12 protein-coding genes are annotated in these 13,146 nt (G+C 45.2%); 2 read left to right on the top strand and 10 right to left on the bottom strand.

Features of this window, described 5'->3' with window-relative positions; genetic code table 11:
* Positions 1 to 14: 14 nt before the first annotated feature.
* The 7 genes from nqrE to lpcA all read right to left on the bottom strand — a co-directional run bounded on the left by nqrE (position 15) and on the right by lpcA (position 6,547).
* Positions 15 to 611: an NADH:ubiquinone reductase (Na(+)-transporting) subunit E gene (gene nqrE, locus IQ209_RS09270; protein WP_193851033.1), complete on the bottom strand. Its 597-nt coding sequence runs from the start codon at positions 609 to 611 to the stop codon at positions 15 to 17.
* An 8-nt stretch (positions 612 to 619) separates the two neighbouring features.
* On the bottom strand, positions 620 to 1,249 hold the full coding sequence (locus tag IQ209_RS09265) for an NADH:ubiquinone reductase (Na(+)-transporting) subunit D (RefSeq protein ID WP_193851032.1): 630 nt from the start codon (positions 1,247 to 1,249) through the stop codon (positions 620 to 622).
* Entirely contained in the window at positions 1,242 to 2,036 is a 795-nt protein-coding gene (locus tag IQ209_RS09260; RefSeq protein ID WP_193851031.1) for a Na(+)-translocating NADH-quinone reductase subunit C, read from the bottom strand. The genes IQ209_RS09265 and IQ209_RS09260 overlap by 8 nt, the downstream gene beginning before the upstream one ends.
* Complete coding sequence (locus IQ209_RS09255) at positions 2,029 to 3,267, bottom strand: NADH:ubiquinone reductase (Na(+)-transporting) subunit B (RefSeq protein WP_193851030.1); 1,239 nt, start codon at positions 3,265 to 3,267, stop codon at positions 2,029 to 2,031. Before IQ209_RS09255 ends, IQ209_RS09260 begins: the two co-directional genes overlap by 8 nt.
* A 3-nt stretch (positions 3,268 to 3,270) precedes the next feature.
* Positions 3,271 to 4,614 carry a Na(+)-translocating NADH-quinone reductase subunit A gene (locus IQ209_RS09250; protein ID WP_193851029.1) on the bottom strand — a complete coding sequence of 448 codons (1,344 nt, stop codon included), beginning with the start codon at positions 4,612 to 4,614 and terminating at the stop codon, positions 3,271 to 3,273.
* Positions 4,615 to 5,174: 560 nt separating this feature from the next.
* Entirely contained in the window at positions 5,175 to 5,942 is a 768-nt protein-coding gene (locus tag IQ209_RS09245; protein ID WP_193851028.1) for a class II glutamine amidotransferase, read from the bottom strand.
* A 23-nt stretch (positions 5,943 to 5,965) separates the two neighbouring features.
* On the bottom strand, positions 5,966 to 6,547 hold the full coding sequence (gene lpcA / locus IQ209_RS09240; protein WP_193851027.1) for a D-sedoheptulose 7-phosphate isomerase: 582 nt from the start codon (positions 6,545 to 6,547) through the stop codon (positions 5,966 to 5,968).
* 253 nt (positions 6,548 to 6,800) lie between these two features.
* Here lpcA and fadE point away from each other — a divergent pair, with 253 nt between their 5' ends.
* Positions 6,801 to 9,248: an acyl-CoA dehydrogenase FadE gene (gene fadE / locus IQ209_RS09235; protein ID WP_193851026.1), complete on the top strand. Its 2,448-nt coding sequence runs from the start codon at positions 6,801 to 6,803 to the stop codon at positions 9,246 to 9,248.
* 105 nt (positions 9,249 to 9,353) lie between these two features.
* Here fadE and IQ209_RS09230 read toward each other — a convergent pair whose 3' ends face one another.
* Together IQ209_RS09230 and lysA are read right to left on the bottom strand one after the other, a co-directional pair.
* Complete coding sequence (locus IQ209_RS09230) at positions 9,354 to 9,845, bottom strand: hypothetical protein (protein WP_193851025.1); 492 nt, start codon at positions 9,843 to 9,845, stop codon at positions 9,354 to 9,356.
* A gap of 42 nt (positions 9,846 to 9,887) precedes the next feature.
* Positions 9,888 to 11,165: a diaminopimelate decarboxylase gene (lysA, locus tag IQ209_RS09225; protein ID WP_193851024.1), complete on the bottom strand. Its 1,278-nt coding sequence runs from the start codon at positions 11,163 to 11,165 to the stop codon at positions 9,888 to 9,890.
* Between the two features lie 135 nt (positions 11,166 to 11,300).
* On the opposite strand from lysA, the gene IQ209_RS09220 reads away from it, so the two are divergent.
* Positions 11,301 to 12,230 (top strand): LysR family transcriptional regulator, encoded by a 930-nt coding sequence (locus IQ209_RS09220; RefSeq protein WP_193851023.1) that lies wholly within the window; start codon positions 11,301 to 11,303, stop codon positions 12,228 to 12,230.
* Here the strand turns inward: IQ209_RS09220 and IQ209_RS09215 are convergent.
* Positions 12,213 to 13,127, bottom strand: coding sequence for a LysR family transcriptional regulator (locus IQ209_RS09215; RefSeq protein WP_193851022.1), 915 nt, complete (start codon positions 13,125 to 13,127; stop codon positions 12,213 to 12,215). The genes IQ209_RS09220 and IQ209_RS09215 overlap by 18 nt on opposite strands.
* Positions 13,128 to 13,146 lie beyond the last annotated feature (19 nt).

Genomic DNA, 13,146 nt, shown 5'->3' with positions numbered 1-13,146 from the left:
AATTCTTCTCGCCTTTAGAGCTGCACACCGGAAAAGGACATGAAGCCCAATGCCATCAAGCCGGTGGTGACAAAGGTGATCCCCAATCCTTTCAGACCTGCCGGAACATCCGCATATTTCATTTTTTCACGGATAGCAGCCATCAGAACAATTGCCAGCATCCAGCCCATACCTGAACCGAAACCGTATACGACGGATTCACCGAAGTTATAGTCACGCTGTGCCATAAATGAAACGCCACCGAAAATCGCACAGTTCACTGTAATCAACGGCAGGAAAATTCCCAACGCGTTGTAAAGTGCCGGAACATAACGGTCTAAGATCATTTCCAGGATCTGTACCAGTGCAGCAATGACCCCGATAAAGGTAATGAAGTTCAGGAAGCTCAAATCCACCCCATCCATCAGCGCTCCATCACGGAGTACCAGATTGTAGACGAGGTTATTGGCAGGAACGGAAATTCCCAATACAACGGTTACAGCCACACCAAGGCCAAAGGCCGTCTTAACATTCTTTGATACCGCCAAAAACGTACACATACCAAGAAAGAAAGATAACGCCATATTCTCGATAAAGACTGCGCGGACAAACAAACTAATATAATGCTCCATTTTGTTTGTTACTCCTTCTCAACCTGCGCAGGTTTCAGAGTCCGTAAACCCCAAATCAGCATACCGATAATGAAGAACGCACTTGGCGCCAGCAGGAACAAGCCATTAGGTTGATACCAGCCGCCATTTTTGACAGATTCCAGCACCGTCATACCAAACAATTTTCCTGAACCAAACAATTCACGCAAGAAACCAACCAGCAACAGAATCACACCATAGCCCAAACCATTGCCGATACCATCCATAAAACTTTCAACCGGTGGTGCTTTCATGGCATAAGCTTCAGCACGTCCCATGACAATACAGTTCGTGATGATAAGGCCCACAAATACCGATAGTTGTTTGGAAATTTCGTAGGCATAAGCTCGCAAGATCTGGTCTACGACGATAACCAAAGATGCAATGATCGCCATCTGCACGATGATTCGCACACTGCCGGGGATGTAGTTACGAATTAATGAAATGAAAAAACTAGAAAACGCGGTGACCAGCGTAACGGCAATGGTCATGACTAACGCAGTTTCCAATTTGGTCGTCACAGCCAGCGCTGAACACACCCCTAAAACCTGCAATGCAATGGGGTTATTATCAAACAACGGCCCAAGCAGGACTCGTTTTATTTCTTTACTATCAGCCATCTTTCAAGGCTCCCTCACGTACTTTTTTCAGGAACGGGCCAAAACCGTTATCACCCAGCCAGAAATCAAACATATGCTGAACACCGTTAGAAGTCAGGGTTGCTCCAGACAGCCCATCTACACCGTAAGGGTTATCACCGGCACCGCCACGGACGATCTTAAGTGCCGGAATACCTTGCGGATTATAGAGTTTTTTACCTACCCACTGCTTACGCCATTGTGGGTTGTCAACTTCACCACCCAAACCAGGGGTTTCACCATGAGAGTAGTAAGTGATGCCGTGAGATGTGACACCATCGATGTCAATGGAAATAAAGGCATACATCATCGACCATAGGCCAGAGCCGTATATTGGCAGGACCAGCTCAGTCGTTTTGCCACTTTCATCCTTGACCAGATAGATTTCAGCCATATTGGCACGGCGGCGGATCTTTGCCAGGTCTTGCTTTGGTAACAAAGCAACACTGGTTTCGTCACTGCGCAGGGCATTATTCAAGTCAAAATTACCGGCGCTTTCTTGCAACGTTGCGGTTTTCAAATCAAGCAATTCAGGCTGAATGCGACTGTTATAGATTTCTTTGATTTCCGCCGTTGTCATGTCCGGTTTTAGCAAACCCGCTACATCCAGAATATTACGCTGCTTATCCAGCTGCTTCTGCTCCTGTTGCTGCGCTTTCAACCCTACGGCTGAACCGGCGACCACAATCGAACAGACAAGACACAGCACAAAAACAACAAGGAATGTTCTGCCGATGCTATCATTATTTTTTGGTTTATCATTAGCCACGGGCTTTTCTCCGCTTAATATTGGCCTGTACGACCAGATAATCGAACAGTGGCGCGAACAGGTTAGCGAACAAGATCGCCAACATCATTCCTTCTGGATATGCTGGGTTTACTACCCTGATCAAAATGCACATAGCCCCGATCAGAATACCGTATGCCCATTTCCCTTTATCCGTAAACGCTGCGGATACAGGATCAGTCGCCATAAAGATCATACCGAAAGCGAAGCCTCCCAGAACCATATGCCAGTACCACGGCATAGCGAACATGGGGTTAGTGCCAGAACCAATGGCATTAAACAGATAAGACGTTGCAATCATACCGATCATCACACCAGCAACGATGCGCCATGAAGCAATACGGGCAAACAGAATGATGGCACCACCGATAAAAATCATCAAAGTGGAGACTTCACCAATTGAACCTGGAATGTTACCAATAAAAGCGTCCATCCAAGTGATTGGCTGCCCGGTAATGGTATTGATCAGACCGTGACTACCCGCAGTAGCCCATTGGGATAACGGCGTTGCGCCAGAAAAACCATCAGCCGCAGTCCAAACCAAATCACCTGAAATCTGGGCGGGATAAGCAAAGAACAAGAAAGCACGACCCGCTAAGGCTGGGTTCAGGAAGTTACGACCAGTACCACCAAAGATCTCTTTCGCAATCACCACGCCAAAAGTAATCCCCAAAGCCGCCTGCCACAATGGCAGTGTTGGTGGAACAATCAATGCGAACAGAATGGAGCTAACAAAAAAACCTTCGTTGATTTCATGTTTGCGGATAATGGCAAACAAAACTTCCCAGAAGCCACCAACAACAAACACAACCGCATAAATTGGCAGGAAGTAGGCCGCTCCCAACAGCATCTTACTGCCCCACCCTGCATCCGGTGTTAATGATGCACCAAGGTACTGAGCAAGCATGTAATGCCAATCAGAAGCCAAAACCTGCTGTAAGGCATCTCCGTTATATAAATGCGTCAGAGCAGGTATTGCCTGATTTCCGACGTTATACATGCCCCAAAACATCGCCGGGAAAACAGACAGCCACACCAGGATCATCATGCGCTTGAGATCGATGGCATCACGGACATGGGCATTCCCTCTTGTCACTGTGCCCGGCGTATAGAAAACGGTGCTTACTGCCTCATAGAGAGGATAATACTTTTCCAGTTTGCCACCGGCCTCAAAGTGGTGCTCTACTTTTTCAAATAAATTTTTCAGGCCCATGAATTACCCTTCCAGCTCAATCTTCGTCAGCACTTCACGCAGTACTGGACCGTACTCATATTTGCCTGGGCAAACATAGGTACACAATGCCAAATCTTCTTCATCCAGCTCCAGACAACCCAGCGCCTGAGCGCTATCAGAATCACCTGCAAGCAAGTCACGCAACAGGTGAGTTGCCATAATATCCAGAGGCATGACACGTTCATAGTTGCCAATGGGCACCATAGAACGTTCTCCACCGTTTGTTGTGGTTGAGAAAGCAAAACGTTTCTTTTTCAGGAAGTGGCCGATGGTAGTACGGGTAATCGAGAACTTATTAGCGCCTGGTGCAATCCAACCAAACAACTCTTTTTCCCGACCTTCAGCAAGTACAGAAACTAACGTATGGAAGCGGCCAAGATAATGACGAACGTCATCTGATTTTGTACCATACAGTACGGAACCAGAAACAATACGGTTTTCACCCTCTTGCAGCTGATTTTGCGTCAATTCCAGCAAATCAGCGCCCAAGCGAGTACGTACTAAGCGGGGTGATTTAACCTGTGGCCCCGCCAGAGACACCACACGATCAGTGTAAAGTTCACCCGTGGTAAACAATTTACCGATAGCAATAACATCCTGATAACCCAGATGCCAAACCATTTTTTGGGCACTAACTGGTTCAATGAAATGTATATGAGTGCCCACCAAACCGGCTGGATGGGGGCCAGCAAACTGGTTATAGGTGATTTGAGCGTTATTTCCCACTGTTGGAATATTTCCAGCGCCGTAACAAACGTGGATTTTCCCCTCTGTCAATTTTGACAGAACATTCAGGCCATCAACAAAAGCCTCTTCCTGAGTTGCGATAACGACGAGTGGATCAGCGGCCAGTGGCTGGGTATCCATTGCCGTAACGAAGATTGCCTTTGGTGTGGAACCGGAGACAGGGGTGCGGCTGAAAGGACGTGTACGCAACGCTGTCCACAATCCTGACACAAGCAGATTTTTCTCTACTTGTTCACGGCTCAGGCTAGCAAGTTCAGCACGTTCATAGCGATCAAATGTGACTTTCTCATCGCCACTCACTTCAATAACAACGGATTGCAAAACACGACGTTCACCACGTCCAATGGTGACAACTTTCCCGCTTGCGGGACTCGTGAAAACAACTCCGGGATTCTTCTTATCTTCAAAAAGAATTTGCCCTTTTTTGACATGCTCACCTTCCTTAACCAGCATAGAAGGACGCATTCCAACATATTCTTCACCCAGTAAAGCCACATGGCGAATAGTCGGACCATCTTCTATAACTTGGGCAGGCGCTCCTGCTATCGGGAGGTCGAGTCCTTTTTTAATTTTAATCATAAGATTTGCACAAGTTTATCAGTTAAATCATATACTACAGATTACCTTGCGGTATCCCCGTGAGGTAATGCAGCAACTCTAGTAATACAAAAAACCTTGAGCAATATATGTCTCAAGTTATTCACTCCGATAATCGTTACAAAGTTTCTCTTAATTTTCGCCGGGGTAATTCTAACACCTCCCCCACTGACTGTCTGATTAATCAAGTGACACAGTTCAAGCAAATAAAAATAATTTCTCTGCTAAACCGTCAACCATTCGATAAAGACGAATGTTTCTATCACTTTTCTCTACACCAGAGCAATTTTTAATCAAAAATTAATTATCGCGCTGTTAATTTCAGTCTTCCCACTGAGTTCGATAAATCAAAAGGATATTCCGGCAAGAATTTAATGAAAGCGGCACCAAAATAACGACGATGGCTTGTTTTGGAAACAATGACAGCCCGCCTTATGCGTATTTTGTCCAAAATAGCATTCCTGCTACAGTTAACGTAATTAGGCGGGCAATATGTGATTAATGTAAAATCAGAAAACCAGTCACCCTTTTGGAACAGAGCATCAAATTATTCTCTCTCCAAGATGAAATAGCACATAGTCACCTGATTCAATACGGTGCCAAACTTCATTTCCGGTTAAAGGTTGGGTGGCAATCACGGATACGACATCCCCTGGCTGGGTGTGCTGCTGGAAATCGATTTCAACATCCTGATCAAGTAATTTAGCCCTGCCGAAAGGGGCACGACGAGTAATCCAATGCAATTGAGTCGAACAGTAAGCCATGACAAACTGCCCGTCTGACAGCAGCATATTGAAAACACCTTTCTTTCTCAGTTGATCCGCCAGGGAAGCAATAAATTTAAATACCGCAGACCAATTAGAAGGTTGCCTGGGATATTTCAACGTTAATTGATGCAATATCCAGCAAAATGCCCATTCACTGTCTGTCTCACCCACCGGCCGGTAATTACCTGTTTTCAGCTTACTGTATCCCTTAAGTTGACCATTGTGGGCATAAGTCCAATACCTTCCCCACAATTCACGGGTAAATGGATGGGTATTGACCAAGGAAACATGACCACTGTTTGCCTGACGGATATGGGCGACAATCACTTCTGATTTTATTGGATAGCCTTGTACAAATCGGGCCACAGGCGAATGGCAACTGGATTGGTGATCTTTAAATGTCCGGTATCCCAATCCCTCATAGAAGGTCACTCCCCAACCGTCTTTATGCGGGCCGGTATGTCCACCACGCTGAATGAGACCACTCAAACTGAAAACGATATCTGTTGGCACGTTGGCGCTCATGCCAAGTAATTCACACATTGATTACCCCTAATAAACTGCAATCAGGCTTTTACCATCTCTTTTTCAATCAATTGAATCAAGATATGAATGACTTTAATGTGAATTTCCTGGATACGATCTGCATAACCAAAATGTGGTACTCGAATTTCAACATCTGCCGTTCCTGCCATTTTTCCGCCATCCTTGCCCGTCAGAGTAATGACTTTCATTCCTTTAGCTCGAGCTGCTTCAACCGCTTTAATGATGTTGCCAGAGTTCCCAGAAGTTGAAATGCCCAGCAGTACATCGCCTTTTTGACCGACAGCTTCAACATAACGGGAAAATACATAGTCATAACCAAAGTCATTGCTCACGCAAGATAAGTGGCTGGGATCAGAAATCGCAATGGCCGGATATCCTGGTCGATTTTCACGGTAGCGACCGGTCAATTCTTCCGCAAAATGCATGGCATCACAATGCGAACCACCATTACCACAGGAAAGCACTTTTCCTCCTGCCTTGAATGAATCCGCCAGTAAAACCGCCGCTTTTTGAATGGCGTCGATATTTGCATCATCATTGAGGAAGTGAGCCAACGTAACTGCGGCTTCGGATAATTCACTGCGGATCAGTTCTTGATACATGGAACTCATACTCCTGAAAAGTCTTCGGGATTAATAATGTCAGTCAGCAAGTGTAACGGATTACCCTATCTGAAAGAAGATATCATCACATCTTGAAAGAATTATCGTTTACAAAACTAACTCGACTTTGTGAGCTAGATTGTAATTAAGATGTAAACATATTGATAAATACGTTTTCCTCATCTAAAAAAGAAGGACATCGCAACAGGTCAGACCTCTGACAACTCAACCTGAGATTTACAGGAGTTTTACTATGACCGCTTTCAGCATTATCTTATTTTTAGTCTTGATTGGCGGGCTTTGTTACCACAAAGTCAGCTTAACGCTCAGCAGCTTGCTGCTTGTTGCCTATACGTTCGTTATGAGTATAACTGGCCTTTGGAGTTATTGGTTGCTGTTACCACTGGTCATCGTCCTATTCCCTCTTGTGTTTACACCTGTACGTATCTCCTTATTCTCTGCGCCGGGCCTAAAAGCCTTCCGTAAGGTTATGCCAAGCATGTCCAGAACAGAGAAAGAAGCCATTGATGCAGGAACGACATGGTGGGAAGGCGATCTATTCCGTGGTAACCCCGACTGGCAAAAACTGCATAACTATCCAAAACCGCAGTTAACTGCTGAAGAACAAGCATTTATTGATGGTCCGGTAGAAGAAGCCTGCCGCATGGCAAATGATTTCCAAATCACCCATGAACTGGCTGACTTACCACCAGAACTTTGGGCCTATCTGAAAGAACACCGTTTCTTTGCCATGATCATCAAGAAAGAATATGGTGGTCTGGAATTTTCCGCTTACGCTCAATCTCAGGTATTGCAAAAACTGGCTGGCGTATCGGGTATCCTGGCAATTACTGTTGGCGTACCTAACTCTCTGGGGCCAGGTGAATTGCTGCAACACTATGGCACAGACGAACAGAAAAAACGTTATTTGCCAGGCCTGGCCCGTGGTGAAGAAATTCCCTGCTTTGCTTTAACCAGCCCAGAAGCCGGTTCAGATGCCGGAGCTATTCCTGATACTGGTGTTATTTGTATGGGAGAATGGCAAGGTGAGCAAGTGCTTGGGATGCGCCTGAACTGGAATAAGCGTTACATCACCCTTGCCCCTATCGCCACCGTGCTGGGATTAGCATTTAAACTGTATGATCCTGATCATCTGCTGGGTGATACTGAATCATTGGGCATTACCTGTGCATTAATCCCAACCAATACACCAGGCGTTGAAATTGGTCATCGCCATTTCCCTCTGAATATCCCATTCCAGAATGGCCCAACGCGTGGTAAAGATATTTTTGTCCCTATCGACTACATCATTGGTGGGACGAAAATGGCAGGCCAAGGCTGGCGTATGCTAGTTGAATGTCTGTCTGTTGGCCGTGGTATTACTCTGCCATCCAATGCAACCGGAGGATTAAAAAGTATAACGATGGCTATCGGGGCTTATTCCTATATTCGCCGTCAGTTCAAACTGTCTATCGGTAAAATGGAAGGTATCGAAGAGTCACTGGCACGTATCGCAGGTAACGCTTACCTGATGGATGCAGCCGCAACCATGATCACCGGCGGTATCATGTTGGGCGAAAAACCTTCGGTTCTGTCTGCTATCGTGAAATACCATTGTACGCACAGAGGCCAACGCTCCGTGATTGATGCGATGGATATCGCTGGCGGTAAAGGTATCTGTCTTGGACCATCTAACTTCCTTGCTCGCGGTTATCAGGGTGCACCCATTGCTATCACCGTTGAAGGTGCGAATATCCTGACCCGTAGTATGATCATCTTTGGTCAAGGCGCAATCCGCTGCCATCCTTATGTACTGACTGAAATCGCTGCGGCAGAAAGCAACAATGTGAAAAACTTTGACAAGGCACTGTTTGGTCACTTAGGCCATGTTGCCAGTAACACCCTGCGCAGCCTGTGGCTTGGTATTACCAAAGGCAGAACCAGCCGTTCACCAGTCAATGACGCCACTCGCCGTTACTACCAGCAGATCAACCGATTAAGCGCCAATCTTGCCCTGCTCTCTGATGTTTCAATGGGCGTATTGGGAGGCAGCCTGAAACGCCGTGAACGCATTTCAGCGCGTCTGGGGGATATTCTGAGTCAAATCTTCCTGGCTTCTGCCACCTTGAAACGCTATGAAGACGAAGGACGTCAGAAAGAAGATTTGCCATTGGTGCAATGGGCGGTAGAAGATAGTCTGAATCAAGCTGAGCAGGCTATGAATGATTTGCTACGCAATTTCCCTAACCGTTTAGTTGCAGGTTTAATGCGAGTGATTATTTTCCCATTGGGACGTGTACATACCGCACCATCCGATAAATTGGATCACAAACTGGCTCAGATATTACAGACTCCTTCCGCAACTCGTAGCCGAATTGGACGTGGGCAATATCTGACACCAAGCGAGCATAACCCTCACGGGTTACTGGAAGAAGCGTTGCACGATATCATCGCCGCAGAGCCCATCCATGCTCGCCTGAGCCGCGAAGCAGGCAAAAATCTGGGCTTCACCCGTCTGGATAAATTAGCTGAACAGGCTCTGGCTGAGAACAAAATCACTCAGGAAGAAGCAGAGATCCTGAAACGTGCTGAAAGCAGTCGTCTGCGTTCAATCAATGTCGATGAATTTGAGCCGGATGCATTTGCTGTACCCCATTCAGCAAAAAAGTCTGAAAGTCAGTGTCAAAATAAAGCCGCCTGAATACTGACGAAACTAACGGCTTAATAAAGCCTGTATTGTATTTATATGCAATACAGGCTTTCTCATCATACTGTTCAAATTTGCCTTACAAAACATCAACACACCCTAGTCTATTGATCTAAATAAATTCATTGGCAAAAGCCGACTAACATAAGGGATAAAATTTCTAGATAAATCAGATGGAGGTTTATAGTGACCGCTATCGTTAGTCCACCGCTTCAACTCACCACCAAGACCAAATTCAGCTTTACCTGCATAGTAAACCGCTATATTGTCATCAAAACTTTCACCTTGTCTTTGATAGTGATAATAAGTTAACGATGAGTGCCCATAAGTGGGGAATTTCGCCATACGAATAATTCCAGGTTCATCTATCCGATTGACAAAAACATAACATCCTATTGGCGTTGTTTCTTCTTGAGTTACCATATTAATTAATAAGTATCGACCCCACTCAGTTGGATGGAACCGTAGCTCATAAATGTTACTATCATCGGCTTTTTTCCAAGCTGACATTTGATTAGGTAAAGCCTTTAGTTCAACGAGTTTTTTAGATAATTCAAAAACTTTGTTATGAAATTTATCTTTATCTTTCATAATATTACTCCTTGAATAATTGTGTTAAGCGTCATTTTTTATTTAAATGGACTCCAGCGATAACAACTCTTCGATTGTCTGGCGACGACGGATCAAACGCGCTTCTCCTCCAGTAAACAAAATTTCAGGGATCAACGGGCGACTATTATAATTTGAAGACATAGAAGCACCGTAAGCGCCGGTATCATGAAAAATAAGATAATCTCCAACACTAACACGGGGCAACATGCGTGATACAACTTCCCCTCCTTTCAACTGCGTAAATACATCACCAGACTCACATAACGGTCCCGCGACGATGGTTTCTAGTAATGGGGTTTCTAACGATGTCATTTCCGGCAGCGAGTTTATCGGCAACACAGAAATAGGGTGATAACTGCCATACATTGCCGGACGCATTAAGTCATTGAAACCCGCATCCACCAGCGCATAATGCCGACTGCCCATAGATTTAACCGCCCGTACTTCCGCCAGCAAGATCCCTGATTCAGCCACCAGAAAACGGCCAGGTTCGATTTCCAGCTCAACATGATGCCCCAAATGCTGCTCAATACGCTGGCGAGCCTCATGCCACAAGCTGTAATAGTGTTCGGTATCAACTGACTCTTCACCGTCCTGATAAGGAATGGATAAACCACCACCTGCGGAAATGGCTTGAATATCCTCCCCGCATAGCATGACCTGCTCCACCATAGCATTACAGACATTGGAGAGATGCTGATAATCCACCCCTGAACCAATGTGCATATGCAGTCCCACTAATTTCAAACCATATTGGTGAATTTTTGCAATTGCCAGAGGGAGATCTTGATACCAAATCCCATGTTTGCTATTTTCGCCGCCAGTATTCGTCTTTTGACTATGCCCATGCCCAAATCCGGGATTAATGCGTAACCAAACTGGATGTCCAGACTGACGTTCACCTATCTGTGCCAGCATATCAATAGAACCGGCATTGACCGGAATATCCAGCTCAATAACACGCGATAAGGTTGCCTCATCAATCACATCCGCAGTGAATACAATTTCTGATTTATCGCTACCAGGCTGAAAACCGGCATAGAGCGCTCGCTCGATTTCTCCCAATGACACTGCATCAACTTTCACGCCCTGCTCTCTTATCAAGCGTAAAATATGGGTGTTGGAACACGCTTTCTGTGCGAACCGAATAACATCAAACGGTTTTAATTTTTTGATTTGCTTGATGATGCTATCGCCGTCATAAACCCACAATGGTGTTCCATATTGAGTCGGCAAACGGAGTAGATTGTCAAAGGTAAAATGTCCCTCTGAGCCATAAGTAAAAGTCGATATAGTCATTGCAGTGTCGTCTCATAAAATCAGCAGATCCTTCATTATTGGCAATAATCAGGCAGGAAGAAAAATATCTATTTAGCCATAATCTATTCATTTATGATATGGTAATGACTATTTTTTACCCAAAGAGACAAATCTATGCATTCCTGTTCATGGCGACATATTGAAATTTTCCATGCTGTAATGACCACTAACAACCTGACTGATGCAGCATTACTACTGAAAACCTCCCAACCCACCGTCAGTCGTGAACTTGCCCGCCTTGAACAATTACTGAAACTTAAATTGTTTGACCGAATCAAAGGACGCCTGTTTCCCACAGCACAAGGGTTACGGTTATTCGAAGAAGTGCAGCGCTCTTATTATGGACTGGAAAGAATAATCAATGCGGCTGGCAGTATCCGACAATTTGAACAAGCGCAATTGTCCATCGCTTGCCTGCCAATGTTCTCCCAATCCCTTCTGCCAAAAGCCTGTTGCAGCTTTATCGAACACTACCCGGAAGCTAAACTGACCATCATTCCACAAGAGTCTCCTCTATTGGAAGAATGGCTTTCAGCGCAGCGCCATGATCTTGGCTTAACCGAACATTTACAAACGCCAGCAGGTACTGAACGAGAAACGTTGATCACCTTAAATGAAGTTTGTGTCTTACCCAGCTATCACCCGCTCAGTCAAAAATCGCAACTGACGCCAGCAGATTTCCACAACCAAAAATTTATCAGCCTTTCAATCACAGACAGTTACAGGCAACTGATTGATACAATCTTTACTGAGCATCAAATCAACCGCAAGATAGTAATGGAAACCCATAGCGCAGCCTCAATTTGTGCCATGATTAACGAAGGGATTGGCCTGTCTATCGTAAACCCGCTCACTGCATTGGATTATTTAGATAACAGCGCAACCATTTGCATTCGGCCATTCAGTATCGACATTCCATTCACAGTCAGTTTAATCAAACCCATGCATCGTCCCTCCTCAGATCCCGTTGAGGCTTTCATTACGCATTTACAACAACAGGCGGCCCTATTTCCTGAAAAACTGGCATTAGCGTTTCAACATTAATTGCTGCCAATGAGGTGATGTCGCGAACCAATCCACCAGAAAATCCAACAGTGCCCGTAAAGTTGCGGGCATATTCTGACGGCTGGCATAAATGCCATAGATCCCCATTGCCTGAGGTTGATAATCAGGCAATAGCTCAACTAACTGCCCTGACATCAAATAAGAAGAAACAGAATAGCAAGGTTGCATTGTAATTCCAGCTCCCTGCAAAGCAGCTTCCATTAATACAGTCGATTCATTGGCACTTAACGTACCACTGACAGGAACTGAATAATGTTCATGTTGTTTTTCAAATACCCACAAACTCTTGCCGAAAAAGTTATAGGTCAGGCAATGATGTGATGTTAAATCCATAGGATTATTGGGAATAGATTTTCCTGCTAAATAAGACGGCGCAGCACAAACGGTGGAATGGCAAGTCGATAATGGGCGAGCGATCAGATTTGGCTCCAGGTTATTGGTAATACGGATGGCCAAATCAATGCGTTCTTCTATCAAATTGACAACCTTATTATCCAGTTGCAGATTGACGGCAATATGTGGATATATCCGCATAAATTCAGGAATGGCAACCGCCAACGCACTAACGCCCAACGATTGGGAACAACTGACTCGCAACAATCCTTTCAAGGTTTGTGTTTCCAAAGATTGCTGTACAGGCATCCCTTCCGTTAATTCCATCAACTTAAGGCTACGCTGATAAACACTCTCACCCGCCGAAGTCAGGCCAATTTTACGTGTTGTACGATGTAACAAGCGAACGCCTGCCCACTTTTCCATTTCAGCCAAATATCGCGATACCATTGCCCTCGACATATCCAAACGTTCCGCTGCCGCGATGAGGCTGCCCTGTTCAACAATCGTAATAAACACTCGTGCTGCGGTGATCCTATCCATTTTGGCTAACCTATTTTTC

This window comes from Xenorhabdus sp. BG5, from assembly GCF_015163665.1.
Classification (GTDB): Bacteria; Pseudomonadota; Gammaproteobacteria; order Enterobacterales; family Enterobacteriaceae; genus Xenorhabdus.
This window is presented reverse-complemented; position numbering and strand designations above follow the sequence as displayed.

What these genes read in the sequence shown, in the direction of transcription:
- nqrE (WP_193851033.1), bottom strand. Translation starts at nt 611, where the DNA reads ATGGAGCATTATATTAGTTTGTTTGTCCGCGCAGTCTTTATCGAGAAT.
- IQ209_RS09265 (WP_193851032.1), bottom strand. Translation starts at nt 1,249, where the DNA reads ATGGCTGATAGTAAAGAAATAAAACGAGTCCTGCTTGGGCCGTTGTTT.
- IQ209_RS09255 (WP_193851030.1), bottom strand. Translation starts at nt 3,267, where the DNA reads ATGGGCCTGAAAAATTTATTTGAAAAAGTAGAGCACCACTTTGAGGCC.
- IQ209_RS09250 (WP_193851029.1), bottom strand. Translation starts at nt 4,614, where the DNA reads ATGATTAAAATTAAAAAAGGACTCGACCTCCCGATAGCAGGAGCGCCT.
- IQ209_RS09245 (WP_193851028.1), bottom strand. Translation starts at nt 5,942, where the DNA reads ATGTGTGAATTACTTGGCATGAGCGCCAACGTGCCAACAGATATCGTT.
- lpcA (WP_193851027.1), bottom strand. Translation starts at nt 6,547, where the DNA reads ATGTATCAAGAACTGATCCGCAGTGAATTATCCGAAGCCGCAGTTACG.
- fadE (WP_193851026.1), top strand. Translation starts at nt 6,801, where the DNA reads ATGACCGCTTTCAGCATTATCTTATTTTTAGTCTTGATTGGCGGGCTT.
- IQ209_RS09230 (WP_193851025.1), bottom strand. Translation starts at nt 9,845, where the DNA reads ATGAAAGATAAAGATAAATTTCATAACAAAGTTTTTGAATTATCTAAA.
- lysA (WP_193851024.1), bottom strand. Translation starts at nt 11,165, where the DNA reads ATGACTATATCGACTTTTACTTATGGCTCAGAGGGACATTTTACCTTT.
- IQ209_RS09220 (WP_193851023.1), top strand. Translation starts at nt 11,301, where the DNA reads ATGCATTCCTGTTCATGGCGACATATTGAAATTTTCCATGCTGTAATG.
- IQ209_RS09215 (WP_193851022.1), bottom strand. Translation starts at nt 13,127, where the DNA reads ATGGATAGGATCACCGCAGCACGAGTGTTTATTACGATTGTTGAACAG.